Here is a 14176-nt window from a genome sequence, read left to right as displayed (position 1 = left end):
TTTTCAATGGCTATAGACCACAGTTTTATTTCAGAACAACCGACGTAACAGGTACATGTGACTTACCATCTGGAGTAGAAATGGTAATGCCTGGTGATAACGTACAATTGACTATTCACCTACATGCACCTATTGCGATGGACGAAGGTTTACGATTCGCAATTCGGGAAGGTGGCCGTACTGTTGGCGCCGGTGTTGTCGCTAAAATTATCGAGTAATTACAATGAGCAGCAATCAAAACATTAAAATAAGATTAAAATCCTTTGATCATCGGTTGATTGACTTATCAACTCGAGAAATAGTAGAGACAGCAAAACGTACTGGCGCACAAGTTCGTGGGCCAATACCATTGCCAGTCCGTAAAGAAAAATTTACTGTATTGACTTCACCGCATGTTAATAAAGATGCTCGAGATCAATATGAATTACGTACTCACAAACGTCTGGTCGTTATCGTTCATCCAACTGAAAAAACAGTTGATGCATTGATGAAATTAGATCTGGCTGCTGGGGTTGATGTTCAGATAAGCCTTGATGACTAAATATTAGGGTGAAGGATATTAAAGAGGTGTTAGAATGATGATCGGTTTATTAGGCCGTAAAATCGGTATGACGCGGGTTTTCATGGCAGATGGAGTTTCAGTTCCAGTTTCTGTTGTTGAAGTTCACCCTAATAGAGTCTCACAAGTTAAAACCAAAGAAACTGATGGTTACTCTGCTGTACAAATAACTGGTGGTACTAAAAAAGCAAGCAAGGTTAACAAACCTTTAGCAGGTCACTTTGCAAAAGCTGAAATTGAAGCAGGTGACATGTTAGTTGAATTTTTAATTGATTCTGAAGATGCATTCAAATCTGGTCAGGTAATATCAGTAGCAGATGTGTTTACTGCCGGACAGTTTGTTGATGTTGCAGGAATCACTAAAGGTAAAGGTTTTGCTGGTACGGTAAAAAGATATAATTTTAGAACACAAGATGCTACTCATGGTAACTCCAGATCGCATCGTGTACCTGGTTCTATTGGTCAAAACCAGACTCCAGGTCGCGTGTTCAAAGGTAAGAAAATGGCTGGTCACATGGGTAATGTTCGTTGTACAGTTCAAAGCCTTGAACTGGTGCGCGTAGATGCTGAAAGAAATTTACTTCTTATCAAAGGTGCTATACCTGGTGCTCCTGGCTCACAAGTTGAAATTAAGCCTGCAGTTAAAAAGCAAGTACGAGGTGAGTGATGGAAATTACTACTATAGATACAAATTCAAAATTAACACTGAACCAAGAAGTATTTGCGTATGGTTATAATGAAGGCTTAATTCATCAAGCTGTAGTAGCCTATATGAATAACGCACGTAGTGGTAATAGTGCTCAAAAAACACGATCTGAAGTTAGAGGTGGCGGCAAAAAGCCATGGAATCAAAAAGGTACCGGTCGTGCTCGGGCTGGTACAATTAGAAGTCCAATCTGGAGAAGTGGTGGGGTAACTTTTGCTTCTAAGAAAAGAGATTATTCACAAAAAATTAATAAAAAAATGTACAAACGTGCATTACGTAGTATAATCTCCGAACTTTGTCGCACTGGTAACCTTGTAGTTGTAAGTGATTTCCAATGTGAAAGCAAAAAAACTAAAGATTTTGTTAATAAAATGAACCAAATGAGTGTAAAAAACGCTCTTATCATCATGACTGAAGTCGGTGAGAATGAATATTTTGGTTCAAGAAACTTAATTGATTATGACATCTGTGACGTTACAACTATAGATCCTGTATCTTTACTCAGATTTGAGAAAGTTATTGTTACAGAAGCTGCAATTAAAAAAATTGAGGAACAGTTACAATGAACGCTGAAAGATTGTTGATGGTTCTACGTGAACCACATACTTCTGAAAAAGCTACTGTCATAGCTGATAAGCTGAAACAGTTCACTTTCAAAGTATTGAAAACTGCAACTAAAAATGAAATTAAAATGGCGGTAGAGCATATATTTAACGTTAAAGTTAAAAATGTATCTGTTATCAATGTGAAGGGAAAAACAAAGCGTTTTAAACAAACAAGCGGAAAGCGTAGTGATTGGAAAAAAGCATTTGTAACTCTTCATGCTGATCAAGATATTGACTTTACAGCTACCGAATAAGGCAGATTAAGATGGCACTATTAAAATCTAAACCTACATCGCCAGGAAAACGTGGCGAATTACGCGTGGTTCATCACCATATTCATAAAGGAAAACCACATGCTCCTTTAGTTGAAAAGCTAAAGAAAACTGGTGGACGTAATAACCAAGGTAGAATCACTGTAAGACATATCGGTGGTGGTCAACGTAATCAATATCGTATCGTTGATTTTAAACGCAATAAGGATGGTATTGAAGCCCGTGTTGAGCGTATTGAGTATGATCCCAATCGTACTGCTTTAATAGCATTAATTGTTTATAAAGATGGCGAAAGAAGATATATTATTGCTCCAGCCAATTTAAAAGCTGGTGATACTGTTATCAGTGGTGCAGATTCACCAATCAGTACAGGTAATTGTCTTCCATTAAAAAATATTCCTGTCGGTACTACAATTCACTGTGTTGAAATGAAACCAGGAAAAGGTGCTCAGGTCTTAAGAAGTGCTGGAGCAAGCGGGCAGATCGTTGCTAAAGAAGGTATTTATGCAACATTAAGACTTCGCTCAGGTGAAATGCGTAAAATACATGTTCTTTGCAGGGCAGTAATTGGTGAAGTAAGTAATAGTGAGCATAGTTTACGCGCATTAGGTAAAGCCGGAGCAAAACGCTGGAGAGGTATTCGCCCAACAGTTCGTGGGGTAGCTATGAACCCAGTTGACCATCCACATGGTGGTGGTGAAGGCCGGACTTCTGGTGGACGTCATCCAGTATCACCATGGGGCATGCCTACTAAAGGTTATAAAACCAGAAGTAATAAGCGTACTGATAGCTTTATTGTCAGAAGACGTAAAAAGAAATAATTATTGAGAGGATATCAAGTGGCTCGTTCTATAAGAAAAGGTCCTTTTGTTGACCATCATTTGATTGCCAAAGTAGAGGCTGCAATTGAATCAAAATCTAAAAAACCAATTAAAACATGGTCTAGACGATCGACAATCGTTCCTGAAATGATTGACTTAACAATTGCTGTTCATAACGGCAAAGATCATATACCTGTATATATTACAGATAATATGGTTGGTCATAAATTAGGTGAGTTTGCCATGACTCGAACTTTTAAAGGTCATTCTGGTGACAGAAAGGCAAAAGGTAAATAAGAGGATATGATGGAAGTAACAGCAAAATTGAAAGGTGCTCCCTTATCCGCTCAAAAGGGCCGATTGGTAGCCGATATGATACGCAATATGAAAGTATCTGGTGCGCTTGATGTCCTCAAGTTTACACCAAAAAAAGGTGCTCAATTAATGCTTAAGTTGTTAGAGTCAGCTATCGCAAATGCTGAAAATAATAATGGGGCGGATATTGATGATTTAAAAGTAGGTATGGTCTGCGTTGATGAAGCTATGACTTTAAAACGTATTAGTCCCAGAGCTAAAGGACGTGCAAATAGAATTTGTAAACGTACCTGCCATATCACGATTAAAGTGTCTGACGAGGAATAGCAATGGGACAAAAAGTTAACCCTATAGGTATACGGCTTGGTATTATTAAAGACTGGAATTCCAAATGGTTCGCAGGTAAGAAGTACGCTGAATTTTTAATTCAAGATATTAAATTACGTACAGATCTTAAAAAGAAACTTATGGCAGCTGCTGTGAGTAAAATTTTAATTGAACGTCCTGCTAATAATGCGGTAGTTACAATACTTACTGCCCGACCTGGTGTGATCATCGGGAAAAAAGGTGGCGGTATTGAGACATTACGTACAGAAATTTCTAATAAATTAGGTGTACCAGTTCATCTAAATATTGAAGAAATTAAAAAACCTGAGTTAGATGCAACTTTGGTTGCTGAAGGAATTGCACAACAATTAGAACAACGCGTCATGTTCCGACGTGCTATGAAACGTGCGGTTACTTCTGCTCTTAAAGCAGGTGCTAAAGGAATCAAAATTTGTGTTAGTGGAAGACTTGGTGGTGCTGAAATTGCTCGCAGTGAATGGTATAGAGAAGGACGTGTACCTTTACATACTTTCAGAGCAGATATTGATTATGGTACAGCAGAGTCTAAAACTACCTACGGTATTATTGGTGTAAAAGTCTGGATCTTCAAGGGCGAAATTCTCCCTCAAAAGAAAAGATCTTCTGACGTTGCCGAGTGAGTGAGGATTAAGAATCATGTTACAACCTAAACGTACAAAATACCGAAAACAGATGAAAGGCCGTAACAGAGGTTTAGCCTTACGCGGTAGCAACATCAGTTTTGGTGAATTTGGTTTGAAAGCTCTTGAGCGTGGTCGTTTAACTGCGCGTCAAATCGAAGCAGCTCGAAGAGCAATGACACGTCACATTAAACGTGGTGGTAAAATTTGGATTAGAGTATTCCCAGACAAGCCGATTACTCAAAAGCCCTTAGAAGTAAGACAGGGTAAAGGTAAAGGTAGCGTTGAATATTGGGTTGCTCAAATACAACCTGGCAAGGTTTTATTTGAAATGGAAGGTGTATCCAGAGAGCTTGCTATGGAAGCTTTTGATCTGGCTAAAGCAAAACTTCCTTTCAAAGTTATATTTGAAGAAAGGAAGGTGATGTAATGAAAAAAATTGATGAATTACGCAGTTTATCAGTAGAAGAACTGCAAAATGAACTGCTTTCATTGCGTAAAGAACAACTAAATTTACGAATGAAGAAAGCAAGCGGCTCACTAGATAAAACACATCTCATCACCATGGTGCGTAAGTCAGTGGCAAGAGTAAAAACAATGTTGACTGAAAAGGCAGGTAAGTGACATGTCTAATAGTGAATCAAATGCCAGAACAATGGTTGGAAAAGTAGTTAGTGACAAAATGGATAAAACCATAGTTGTGATGATTGAACGTTCTGTTAAGCATCCAAAGTATGGAAAAATTATGAAACGTAGAGCTAAATTACATGCTCATGATGAAAATCAAGTATGTAAAATTGGTAATATAGTAAAAATCCGTGAGTCTAGACCACTCTCTAAAACAAAAAGCTGGGTATTAGTCGAAGTAATTTCTTAATCAACACTGTTGATTTACTTTTAAAACCCTAAAAGGCCTGATATAATCAGCAACCTTTTTCTGGTCGAAATCAGAGCTGGAGTAAAAAATGATCCAAATGCAGACAGTGCTTGAAGTGGCTGACAACAGCGGAGCACGTAAAGTTATGTGTATTAAAGTGCTTGGCGGGTCGCACCGTAGATATGCACGTGTAGGTGATGTAATCAAAGTTAGTATTAAAGATGCAATTCCCAGAAGTAAAGTGAAAAAAGGTGCTGTAATGAAGGCAGTTGTTGTTCGTACAGCACAAGGCGTTCGTAGAGATGATGGATCTTTGATCCGCTTCGACGGTAACGCTGCAGTATTGTTAAATAACCAAAACGAGCCAATAGGTACTCGTATATTTGGCCCTGTTACTCGCGAGCTACGAGAGAGATTTATGAAAATAATATCTCTGGCTGCAGAAGTTTTGTGAGAAGGATTTAGATATGAAACGTATTCAAAAAGGCGATGATGTAATTATAATTGCCGGAAAAAGTAAAGGTCATAGAGGTAAAGTCCTACGTGTAACTGACAATGGCGTTGTTGTTGAAGGTGGAAACTTGATTAAGAAGCATGTTAAGCCTAATCCACAGAAGCCTGAAAACAAGGGTGGAATTATAACTCTTGAAGCACCAGTTCACGTTTCAAACGTTGCTCATTATAATCCAAACACTAATAAAGCAGATAAAGTAGGATTTAAATTCATCGAGAGTAACGGTGAGAACAAAAAAGTTAGATATTTTAAATCTGACAATGAAATAATTGACCGTGTTTAATTAGGTGATTCAAATGGCAAGACTTAATGAATTTTATAAAAAAGAAATCATCCCAATGATGATGAAACGGTTCAACTATTCCAGCGTTATGGAAGTTCCAAAGTTGCTTAAAATCACCTTAAACATGGGTGTTGGAGAAGCTGTTGGTGATAAAAAGGTAATGAACCATGCAGTTGAAGATATGACTTTAATTGCAGGACAAAAGCCTGTTGTTACTAAAGCAAGAAAATCTATTGCTGGTTTTAAGATTAGGGAAGGATGGCCAATTGGCTGTAAAGTAACTCTAAGACGTCAACGTATGTATGAATTTTTAGACAGATTGATTTCCGTAACTTTACCGCGTGTAAGAGATTTTCGTGGTTTAAATCCCAAATCTTTTGATGGAACAGGTAATTACAGTATGGGGATCCATGAGCAAATCGTATTTCCAGAAATTGATTACGATAAAACAGATGGTATCCGTGGTTTAGATATTTGTATTACTACGAGTGCTAAGACAAATGAAGAAGCTAAAGCTTTATTAGAAGCCTTTAACCTTCCATTGAAAGATAGAGATAAAAAATAAGGGTGAAATTGTGGCTAAAAAATCAATGCTTATGAGAGAGTTAAAGCGTAGCAAGCTTGTAAATAAGTACAGTAAGCGTAGAAACGAATTGAAAATATTGATTAAATCATCTGATGATTTTCAGGTAATTATGGATAGTCAGTTAAAGTTAGCTAAATTGCCTGTTAATTCAAATCCTGTTCGTTTTAAAACACGATGTCAGCAATGTGGTCGTCCACATGGTGTTTATCGTAAATTTGCTCTTTGCAGAATTTGCTTAAGACAACAACTAATGGTTGGTAATATACCAGGCGGAAGAAAATCTAGCTGGTAATTTTTTAATTGGAGAACGATTGTGAGTATGCATGATCCAGTTGCTGATATGCTGACCCGAATTAGAAATGGTCAACAAGCAAAACATCAGCAAATAACATTAACTTCTTCTAAGTTGAAAGAAGAAATTGCTCGAGTTTTAAAGGAAGAAGGTTATATCGAAAACTTCTTTGTTGAGTCTTTAGATAATAATCTTAAATTGATGACGATAAAGCTGAAATATTATCATGGCAGACCTGTTATCGAGCTAATTAAGAGAATTAGTCGACCCGGATTGAGAGTATATAAGTCTTACAAAGATTTGTCTTCTATTCCTGGTTTTGGTGTGGCTATATTGTCTACATCACAAGGTATAATGACCCATATATCTGCAAAGATGAAAGGCGTTGGTGGTGAAGTCATTTGTGAAGTGGCTTAATACTTGCGAGGAATAATATGTCTAGAGTAGCAAAAGCCCCAGTAGTTCAACCAGCAAATGTTGAAATAACAATAGGTGATGGTGAGGTTACTGTAAAAGGGCCTAAAGGAACGCTAACCCAAAAGATTAATAGGTTAGTAAAAGTAACTAAAAATAAAGATTCTAACCATGTTGAGTTTGCTCCAGCTGCAAATGATCCAAAAGCTTGGGCTCAAGCTGGAACGGCACGAGCATTAGTAAATAATATGGTTAAGGGTGTAACTGAAGGTTTTGTTGTTACCTTGGAACTGGTCGGGGTAGGATATAGAGCACAATCTAAAGATAAATCAATTTCTTTATCGTTGGGTTTTTCTCATCCTATTGAATACCACTTGCCTAAAGGCGTTGTAGTTGAAACTCCTAGCAATACAGTTATTTTACTGAAAGGGGTGGATAAACAAATTTTGGGCCAAGTAGCTTCTGAAATAAGAGCATTTAGACCACCAGAGCCTTATAAAGGTAAAGGTGTTAAACTTGCTGGCGAGTATATTGCTCGTAAAGAAGCGAAAAAGAAATAAGGTTTAAGTTATGAATAAACACAACTCACGTAATCGACGTGGATTAAAAGCAAAAGCACTGATTCGCAAATCAGACAGAGCAAGACTTGTCGTTTTTAGAAGTGGTTTGCATATTTACTCTCAAATCATTCAGGCAGATAAGCTTGGTGATAAGGTTTTAGCTGCATGCTCAACAAACGATAAAGAATTACGTGCCAGTCTGACCGGAAAATGTAAAGTAGAACAAGCTAACCTAGTTGGCAAAATGCTTGGTAAGCGAGCGAGCGAGCAAGGCATTACTCAAGTTGCATTTGATCGTGCTGGTTATAAATATCATGGCCGAGTGAAAGCCCTTGCAGAAGGTGCACGCGAAGCTGGATTGGATTTTTAAGGAACGATTATGGCATTCGATGAATCATCACCAAAATCAGATGGCTACCAAGAAAAGCTAGTATCGGTCAATCGTACAGCTAAAGTTGTTAAGGGAGGCCGTGTTTTCGGTTTTGCAGTTCTTGTTGTTGTTGGTGACGGCAAGGGTAAAGTTGGCTTTGGTAGAGGTAAAGCCAGAGAAGTTCCAATTGCAATTCAAAAAGCAATGGAACAAGCTAAGAAAAACATGGTTTATATTCCACTTTCTGGATCAACTATTTTCCACGAAATTACTTGGAACTATGGTGCTTCTAAAGTATTTATGAAGCCTGCAAGTGAAGGTACCGGAATTATTGCTGGCGGTGCAATGCGAGCTGTATTAGAAGTTTTAGGCGTACAAAATATATTAGCTAAGAGTATTGGTTCTACCAATCCAAGCAATATTGTAAGAGCAACAATCGCAGCTTTAACTAATATTGGTACCCCAGATTATGTTGCAGCCAAGCGTGGTAAAACTGTTGAAGAAGTTATGGCGGGCTAATTATGGAAAAGAAAATTAAAATAACTTTGGTTAAGAGCATCATAGGCAGAAAGCCAAAGCATATTTCTATCGTAAAACAATTAGGTCTTGGTAAAACCAATTCGAGCGTATCACATAATGATACCCCAGCGATCCGTGGCCTTATTAATAAAGTTGATTACCTATTGCTGGTTGAGGAGAGTGTATAATGAATTTAAATTCACTGTCACCAGATCCTGGTTCAAAACGTCCCAAAAGACGCTTAGGACGTGGTATAGGATCCGGTTTAGGTAAAACTAGTGGAAAAGGACATAAAGGTCAAAAAGCTAGAGCCGGTGGTTACCATAAAATTAACTTTGAAGGCGGTCAAATGCCAATTCAAAGACGACTACCAAAAATGGGCTTTAAGTCACGAGTTGGTAGAACTGTAGATCAAGTTTGTCTCAGTGAACTTGCAAAATTATCTGCAGATGTAATCGATCTAAATGTTTTGCGTGAAGCTGGTCTAATCAATAGTTCTATTAAAGATGTAAAAGTTATTTTGTCCGGTGAATTAACTACTGCCATCAAACTTAAAGGTTTAAGGGTCACTAAAGGAGCTCGTTTGGCCATTGAAGGTTTAGGCGGCAGCATAGAAGAGTGACTATGAAAAACCAAAAACATAATGCAAGCCAATCACGTGGTGGATTGGCTGAACTAAAATCTAGATTATTGTTTGTTGTTCTGGCTATTCTGGTTTATCGTTTGGGTGCACATATTCCTGTTCCAGGTTTGGACCCTGCACGATTGGCTAACTTTTTTAATGAGCAACAGAATACAATTTTTGGCTTATTCAATATGTTTTCTGGTGGTGCATTATCGCGTGTTACTGTTTTTGCTATTGGTATTATGCCATACATTTCGGCCTCTATTATTCTTCAGCTTTTTACAGTTGTTTCTCCTAAGCTTGAACAACTTAAAAAGGAAGGTGAATCAGGGCGCAGAAAGATAAATCAATATACGCGATACTTAACTTTAGTGCTTTCTGTGTTTCAATCTTTAGGGATGGCACGGTGGTTAGCTGGACAACAAATTGCGCTTCAAGCTGACTTTTCATTCTACTTTACTGCAGTTGCTACCTTAGTTACAGGTACTATGTTTTTGATGTGGTTAGGCGAACAAATTACTGAAAAAGGTGTTGGCAATGGTATTTCACTAATTATCTTTTCAGGTATCGTATCGAGTATGCCCACGGCAATCGCTTCAGTTCTTCAACAAGTTAAAGAAGGACAAATGCAAGCATTGACTTTAATCATTATTGCAGTAGTGGTAGTTGTAGTAACAGGATTTGTAGTATTTATGGAGCGTGCACAGAGACGTATCAGAGTTAACTATGCACAAAGGACACAAGGTAGAAAGGTATATGCTGCACAAACCAGCCATTTACCTTTAAAGATAAATATGTCTGGGGTAATTCCTCCAATTTTTGCATCCAGTATTATTTTACTACCAGCAACCTTAGCCCAGTTTTTCTCTCATACTAAGGGTTTAGGATGGCTTGCTGATGTTGGAATGGCCTTATCTCCTGGACAACCTTTATATTTAATTGTTTATGCAGTAGCAATTATATTCTTTGCGTTCTTTTATGCCGCACTGGTGTTTAATCCCAAAGATACTGCAGATAATTTAAAAAAATCTGGTGCATATATACCTGGAATTAGACCAGGGGAACAAACAACTAAATATATCGATGGTGTAATGACTCGTTTGACACTAGTCGGAGCACTTTATTTAGTATTGGTCTGTCTTTTGCCTCAGATCTTGATGTATACATGGCATGTCCCTTTTTATTTCGGAGGAACGTCTTTGCTGATTATCGTAGTTGTTATTATGGATTTTGTAGCTCAGGTACAAGCTCATTTAATGACTCAGCAATATGATTCTTTAATGAAAAAGGCTAATTTTAAAGGTACTAAATTACCTGGTCTTTTATGATTTTTATCGGAGTTAGGAATGAAAGTAAGAGCATCTGTAAAGCGAATTTGTCGCAATTGCAAGATTATTAAAAGAAGTGGCACTATACGGGTTATTTGTAAAGATGCCAGGCACAAACAAAAGCAAGGTTAATATCTGCTTGATTTAATTTTATAAAAATAGTATTCTTCTGTCCCTTTCGACAGAACAAATAACGTTCGGAGAAGTTAATGGCTCGTATTGCAGGAGTAAATATACCTGATCACAAACATGTTGTGATTGCTTTAACAGCAATATATGGTATTGGTAAACCTACATCCTTAAAATTATGTTCGACAGTTGGTATTGAACCTTCTACAAAGGTTTCAGAACTATCAGATGCTCAACTTGAGTCTTTGAGAACAGAAATTGCAAAAATAACCGTGGAAGGTGATTTGCGTCGTGTTGTGACAATGAACATTAAACGCCTTATGGATCTAGGATGTTATCGTGGTCTAAGACACAGAAGAGGGTTGCCATTGCGAGGTCAACGTACGAAAACTAATGCTCGTACACGTAAAGGCCGCAGAAAGGGCACTACCGTTTGATTTTTCATGTAGGAAAGTAAGATGGCAATAACTAAGTCAAAACAACAAAAAGTACGCAAGAAGGCAAAGCGTGTCGTATCTGATGGTATCGTTCACGTACATGCTTCTTTTAACAATACTATAGTGACCTTTACTGACAGGCAAGGTAATGCGCTGTGTTGGGCAACATCTGGTGGTTCAGGATTTAGAGGCTCAAGAAAGAGTACACCTTATGCTGCACAGGTTGCTACTGAGCGTGCTGCTGCTGTTGCAAAAGAATACGGTATGAAATCTGTGGCTGTATTTGTTCATGGTCCTGGCCCTGGAAGAGAGTCCACTATTCGTGAATTAATATCACAGGATTTTAAAATTGTTGAAATTACCGATGTTACAGGTATACCTCATAACGGGTGTAAGCCACCTAAAAAACGTCGTGTATAAGACTCAGGAGTAATTAATGGCTAGATATCTTGGTCCAAAATGTAAGCTATCACGTCGTGAAGGTTGTGATTTATTACTTAAAAGTGGTGTCCGTGATCACAAGTCCAAATGTAAATCTGAAAAATTACCTGGACAACACGGTGACAAAAAACCACGCCTGAATGGTTATGGAATTCAGCTCAGAGAGAAACAAAAAATTAGAAGATTGTATGGTGTTCTTGAAAAGCAATTCCGTGGCTATTACAAAATGGCTGCTCGTATGAAAGGCGCAACAGGCGAAAATCTAATGTCTTTACTTGAAAGACGTTTGGATAATGTCGTGTATCGTATGGGTTTTGCGAGCACACGTGCTGAAGCACGTCAATTGGTTACGCACAAAGCCATACTTGTTAATGATAAAATAGTTAACGTTCCATCATTTTTAGTAAAAGCTGGTGACGTGATATCTGTTCGACAAAGAGCACGAAGTCAGGGTCGTGTCCAAGCAGCTTTAGCTTTGTCTGAACAAAGAGCTCCATGTGATTGGATTACTGTAGATACATCTTCTTTCAAAGGAACATTCTCTACAGCACCAACGTTAACTGACTTATCTTCAGACTACAACGTAAACTTAGTTGTAGAACTTTACTCTAAGTAAGCTCGGAGAAATAGCTGAATGTATACTGAAATCAATGAAATGTTGACACCTAATGTTCTTAAGGTCCAGGCAGAATCGCCCTATAAAGCTAAAATAGTTTTAGAGCCTTTGGAGCGTGGCTTTGGTCATACTCTCGGCAATGCTTTGAGACGTATTTTGTTATCATCAATGCCAGGAAGTGCAATTACTGAAGCTTCGATTGAAGGTGTTCTACATGAATACAGCACGATTGAAGGTGTGCAAGAAGATGTCGTTGACATTTTACTGAACCTAAAATTAGTTGCAATTAAAATGTCAGTCGGTGAAGATGCTATTGTAACATTAAACAAGCAAGGTCCTTGTCAGGTTACCGCTGGAGATATTCAACTGACTCATGGATTAGAAATTATTAATCCTGAGCTCGTCATTGCTAATTTGAATGAAAAGGGCAAATTAAATATGACATTGAAAGTTGAACGAGGAATCGGATTTCACAGTACTGATTCATTCATTAGACATTTCGATGATGAAGTAGAAAGAAAATCTGTTGGGAAGCTTAAAATTGATAATAGCTTCTCACCAGTTAAGAAAGTGGCTTATTATGTTGATAGTGCTCGTGTAGAAAATCGTACTGACCTTGATAAGTTAACTATTGAATTAGAAACAAACGGAACTATTGATGCTGAAGAATCAATAAGGATTTCTGCAAGTATTCTTCAAAGACAACTTCATGCATTTGTTGATATGAAATTTGAAGAATCTCGATCTGATAATAAAGAACGCAATGATTTTGATCCTATTCTATTACGTTCCGTCGATGATTTAGAGTTAACTGTTCGATCTGCAAATTGTTTGAAAGCAGAAAATATTCATTATATCGGCGATTTAGTGCAAAGAACTGAAAATGAACTCTTAAAAACACCTAATCTAGGTAAGAAATCTCTAACTGAAATTAAGGATGTTTTAGCTTCACGTTCATTATCGCTCGGTATGAAACTTGAGAATTGGCCGCCAGCAAATCTTGGCGAATAATGTTTAGGAGTTTTGGTTATGCGTCACCGTAATTCTGGCCGTAGTTTTGGCCGTACAAGTAGCCACAGAAAGGCTATGTTTGCAAACATGTGTTGTTCTTTAATTGAGCATGAGTTGATAAAAACAACTTTACCAAAAGCGAAGGATTTACGACGTTACATTGAACCTTTAATTACTGTATCAAAGGTTGATTCAGTGGCTACACGCCGTCATGCGTTCGATATTCTAAGATCTAAATCAGCTGTTGGTAAATTATTTAAAGATTTAGGTCCACGTTTTGTTGAGCGTCCAGGTGGTTACGTACGTATCATCAAGTGTGGATTCAGAGATGGTGATAATGCGCCTATGGCTATTGTTGAGTTATTAGACAGACCTTCTGTTAGTGACGAAACTGAAGAGTAATTATTTTCCCCATGATTTGAAAACCCGCTTTAAGCGGGTTTTTGTTCTATAAGGATTTAATGAAGACTTCATCGCAAGTTTCCTACTTATCTAATAGCCTCAGTAAAGAACTAATTATTCCTCTTTCTCTTTTGACAGTACGGCACACTCCTTTCCAGTGTACAATTTTGTGTATCGTGTATTTGATTGCAACTCAAATTTGCAGATACTAATGAATTAGCGATTATATGTATTATTCCTATTCTATGTGTGTTGACATGCAAATCTTGGGATTATGAGGGCGTTATCCACAAACGCTGGCCCGATTTATTCTCGTAATGCTCAGGATCCAACAACAATTATATGAGAAGGCTATTGGCAATAGTAGCGTTGGAGAATGGGACTGTTTCCATACACGTCGCATGAATTTAGGGGGAGTGGGGAGCTATCTGCAACCGCCGTCGCACTGGTGTTATTCCTCGACATCCAGATCCAACTGCAATTACACGAGAATGCAGGAGCCATTGTA

The 14176-nt window shown here is 37.9% G+C and carries 29 protein-coding genes; all 29 read left to right on the top strand.

The features are described 5' to 3' along the window. Positions 1-218, top strand: a 218-nt coding sequence (locus ELY20_RS05545; RefSeq protein ID WP_456085557.1) for an EF-Tu C-terminal domain-related protein, incomplete at its 5' end; no start/stop codon positions are given. Between the two features lie 5 nt (positions 219-223). Beyond that, entirely contained in the window at positions 224-541 is a 318-nt protein-coding gene (gene rpsJ, locus ELY20_RS05540) for a 30S ribosomal protein S10 (RefSeq protein ID WP_010654833.1), read from the top strand. Between the two features lie 34 nt (positions 542-575). Beyond that, complete coding sequence (rplC, locus tag ELY20_RS05535; RefSeq protein WP_110141631.1) at positions 576-1226, top strand: 50S ribosomal protein L3; 651 nt, start codon at positions 576-578, stop codon at positions 1224-1226. Next, entirely contained in the window at positions 1226-1831 is a 606-nt protein-coding gene (gene rplD, locus ELY20_RS05530) for a 50S ribosomal protein L4 (protein ID WP_110141632.1), read from the top strand. The genes rplC and rplD overlap by 1 nt, the downstream gene beginning before the upstream one ends. Continuing rightward, the gene (gene rplW, locus ELY20_RS05525) at positions 1828-2124 is read left to right on the top strand and encodes a 50S ribosomal protein L23 (RefSeq protein WP_058466779.1); all 297 of its coding nucleotides are present in this window, start codon (positions 1828-1830) and stop codon (positions 2122-2124) included. The genes rplD and rplW overlap by 4 nt, the downstream gene beginning before the upstream one ends. 11 nt (positions 2125-2135) lie before the next feature. Continuing rightward, the gene (gene rplB / locus ELY20_RS05520) at positions 2136-2963 is read left to right on the top strand and encodes a 50S ribosomal protein L2 (protein ID WP_110141633.1); all 828 of its coding nucleotides are present in this window, start codon (positions 2136-2138) and stop codon (positions 2961-2963) included. 18 nt (positions 2964-2981) lie between these two features. Continuing rightward, positions 2982-3260, top strand: coding sequence for a 30S ribosomal protein S19 (gene rpsS / locus ELY20_RS05515; RefSeq protein ID WP_010654828.1), 279 nt, complete (start codon positions 2982-2984; stop codon positions 3258-3260). 9 nt (positions 3261-3269) lie between these two features. Then, entirely contained in the window at positions 3270-3605 is a 336-nt protein-coding gene (rplV, locus tag ELY20_RS05510) for a 50S ribosomal protein L22 (protein ID WP_003633087.1), read from the top strand. A gap of 2 nt (positions 3606-3607) precedes the next feature. Further along, complete coding sequence (rpsC, locus tag ELY20_RS05505) at positions 3608-4264, top strand: 30S ribosomal protein S3 (RefSeq protein WP_110141634.1); 657 nt, start codon at positions 3608-3610, stop codon at positions 4262-4264. A 16-nt stretch (positions 4265-4280) separates the two neighbouring features. Next, a complete protein-coding gene (rplP, locus tag ELY20_RS05500) occupies positions 4281-4694 on the top strand; it encodes a 50S ribosomal protein L16 (RefSeq protein WP_003633085.1) in 414 nt (137 codons plus the stop codon). Then, positions 4694-4888, top strand: coding sequence for a 50S ribosomal protein L29 (gene rpmC, locus ELY20_RS05495; RefSeq protein WP_110141635.1), 195 nt, complete (start codon positions 4694-4696; stop codon positions 4886-4888). Before rplP ends, rpmC begins: the two co-directional genes overlap by 1 nt. A gap of 1 nt (position 4889) precedes the next feature. After that, positions 4890-5141, top strand: coding sequence for a 30S ribosomal protein S17 (gene rpsQ, locus ELY20_RS05490; protein WP_058466775.1), 252 nt, complete (start codon positions 4890-4892; stop codon positions 5139-5141). Positions 5142-5229: 88 nt separating this feature from the next. Continuing rightward, positions 5230-5595, top strand: a complete 366-nt coding sequence (gene rplN / locus ELY20_RS05485) for a 50S ribosomal protein L14 (RefSeq protein ID WP_006872243.1) — start codon at positions 5230-5232, stop codon at positions 5593-5595. 13 nt (positions 5596-5608) lie between these two features. Continuing rightward, a complete protein-coding gene (rplX, locus tag ELY20_RS05480; protein WP_110141636.1) occupies positions 5609-5938 on the top strand; it encodes a 50S ribosomal protein L24 in 330 nt (109 codons plus the stop codon). A 13-nt stretch (positions 5939-5951) separates the two neighbouring features. After that, entirely contained in the window at positions 5952-6503 is a 552-nt protein-coding gene (rplE, locus tag ELY20_RS05475; RefSeq protein ID WP_058466773.1) for a 50S ribosomal protein L5, read from the top strand. Positions 6504-6513: 10 nt separating this feature from the next. Next, the gene (gene rpsN / locus ELY20_RS05470) at positions 6514-6816 is read left to right on the top strand and encodes a 30S ribosomal protein S14 (RefSeq protein ID WP_110141637.1); all 303 of its coding nucleotides are present in this window, start codon (positions 6514-6516) and stop codon (positions 6814-6816) included. A gap of 27 nt (positions 6817-6843) precedes the next feature. Beyond that, the gene (gene rpsH / locus ELY20_RS05465; protein WP_199739212.1) at positions 6844-7233 is read left to right on the top strand and encodes a 30S ribosomal protein S8; all 390 of its coding nucleotides are present in this window, start codon (positions 6844-6846) and stop codon (positions 7231-7233) included. 17 nt (positions 7234-7250) lie between these two features. Further along, complete coding sequence (gene rplF, locus ELY20_RS05460; RefSeq protein WP_110141639.1) at positions 7251-7790, top strand: 50S ribosomal protein L6; 540 nt, start codon at positions 7251-7253, stop codon at positions 7788-7790. Positions 7791-7800: 10 nt separating this feature from the next. Further along, positions 7801-8160: a 50S ribosomal protein L18 gene (rplR, locus tag ELY20_RS05455; RefSeq protein WP_110141640.1), complete on the top strand. Its 360-nt coding sequence runs from the start codon at positions 7801-7803 to the stop codon at positions 8158-8160. A gap of 9 nt (positions 8161-8169) precedes the next feature. After that, positions 8170-8679: a 30S ribosomal protein S5 gene (rpsE, locus tag ELY20_RS05450; RefSeq protein ID WP_010654817.1), complete on the top strand. Its 510-nt coding sequence runs from the start codon at positions 8170-8172 to the stop codon at positions 8677-8679. Positions 8680-8681: 2 nt separating this feature from the next. Then, positions 8682-8867 carry a 50S ribosomal protein L30 gene (gene rpmD / locus ELY20_RS05445; RefSeq protein WP_019233377.1) on the top strand — a complete coding sequence of 62 codons (186 nt, stop codon included), beginning with the start codon at positions 8682-8684 and terminating at the stop codon, positions 8865-8867. After that, positions 8867-9301, top strand: coding sequence for a 50S ribosomal protein L15 (rplO, locus tag ELY20_RS05440; RefSeq protein ID WP_058466766.1), 435 nt, complete (start codon positions 8867-8869; stop codon positions 9299-9301). Before rpmD ends, rplO begins: the two co-directional genes overlap by 1 nt. Positions 9302-9303: 2 nt before the next feature. After that, on the top strand, positions 9304-10632 hold the full coding sequence (gene secY, locus ELY20_RS05435) for a preprotein translocase subunit SecY (protein WP_110141641.1): 1329 nt from the start codon (positions 9304-9306) through the stop codon (positions 10630-10632). Between the two features lie 18 nt (positions 10633-10650). Next, complete coding sequence (gene rpmJ / locus ELY20_RS05430) at positions 10651-10764, top strand: 50S ribosomal protein L36 (RefSeq protein ID WP_010946099.1); 114 nt, start codon at positions 10651-10653, stop codon at positions 10762-10764. 77 nt (positions 10765-10841) lie between these two features. Further along, positions 10842-11198, top strand: a complete 357-nt coding sequence (gene rpsM / locus ELY20_RS05425) for a 30S ribosomal protein S13 (RefSeq protein ID WP_110141642.1) — start codon at positions 10842-10844, stop codon at positions 11196-11198. Positions 11199-11219: 21 nt separating this feature from the next. Next, positions 11220-11618 (top strand): 30S ribosomal protein S11, encoded by a 399-nt coding sequence (rpsK, locus tag ELY20_RS05420; protein WP_003633055.1) that lies wholly within the window; start codon positions 11220-11222, stop codon positions 11616-11618. A 16-nt stretch (positions 11619-11634) separates the two neighbouring features. Further along, a complete protein-coding gene (gene rpsD / locus ELY20_RS05415) occupies positions 11635-12255 on the top strand; it encodes a 30S ribosomal protein S4 (RefSeq protein ID WP_110141643.1) in 621 nt (206 codons plus the stop codon). A gap of 18 nt (positions 12256-12273) precedes the next feature. Beyond that, positions 12274-13266, top strand: coding sequence for a DNA-directed RNA polymerase subunit alpha (locus ELY20_RS05410; RefSeq protein WP_110141644.1), 993 nt, complete (start codon positions 12274-12276; stop codon positions 13264-13266). An 18-nt stretch (positions 13267-13284) separates the two neighbouring features. Continuing rightward, positions 13285-13668, top strand: a complete 384-nt coding sequence (gene rplQ, locus ELY20_RS05405; RefSeq protein WP_110141645.1) for a 50S ribosomal protein L17 — start codon at positions 13285-13287, stop codon at positions 13666-13668. Positions 13669-14176: the final 508 nt, after the last annotated feature.

The sequence above is a fragment of the Legionella qingyii genome (assembly GCF_003990155.1).
Taxonomy (GTDB): Bacteria; Pseudomonadota; Gammaproteobacteria; order Legionellales; family Legionellaceae; genus Legionella; species Legionella qingyii.
The sequence above is the reverse complement of the archived record's forward strand: the minus strand, read 5'-3'. Positions and strand labels throughout refer to the sequence as shown.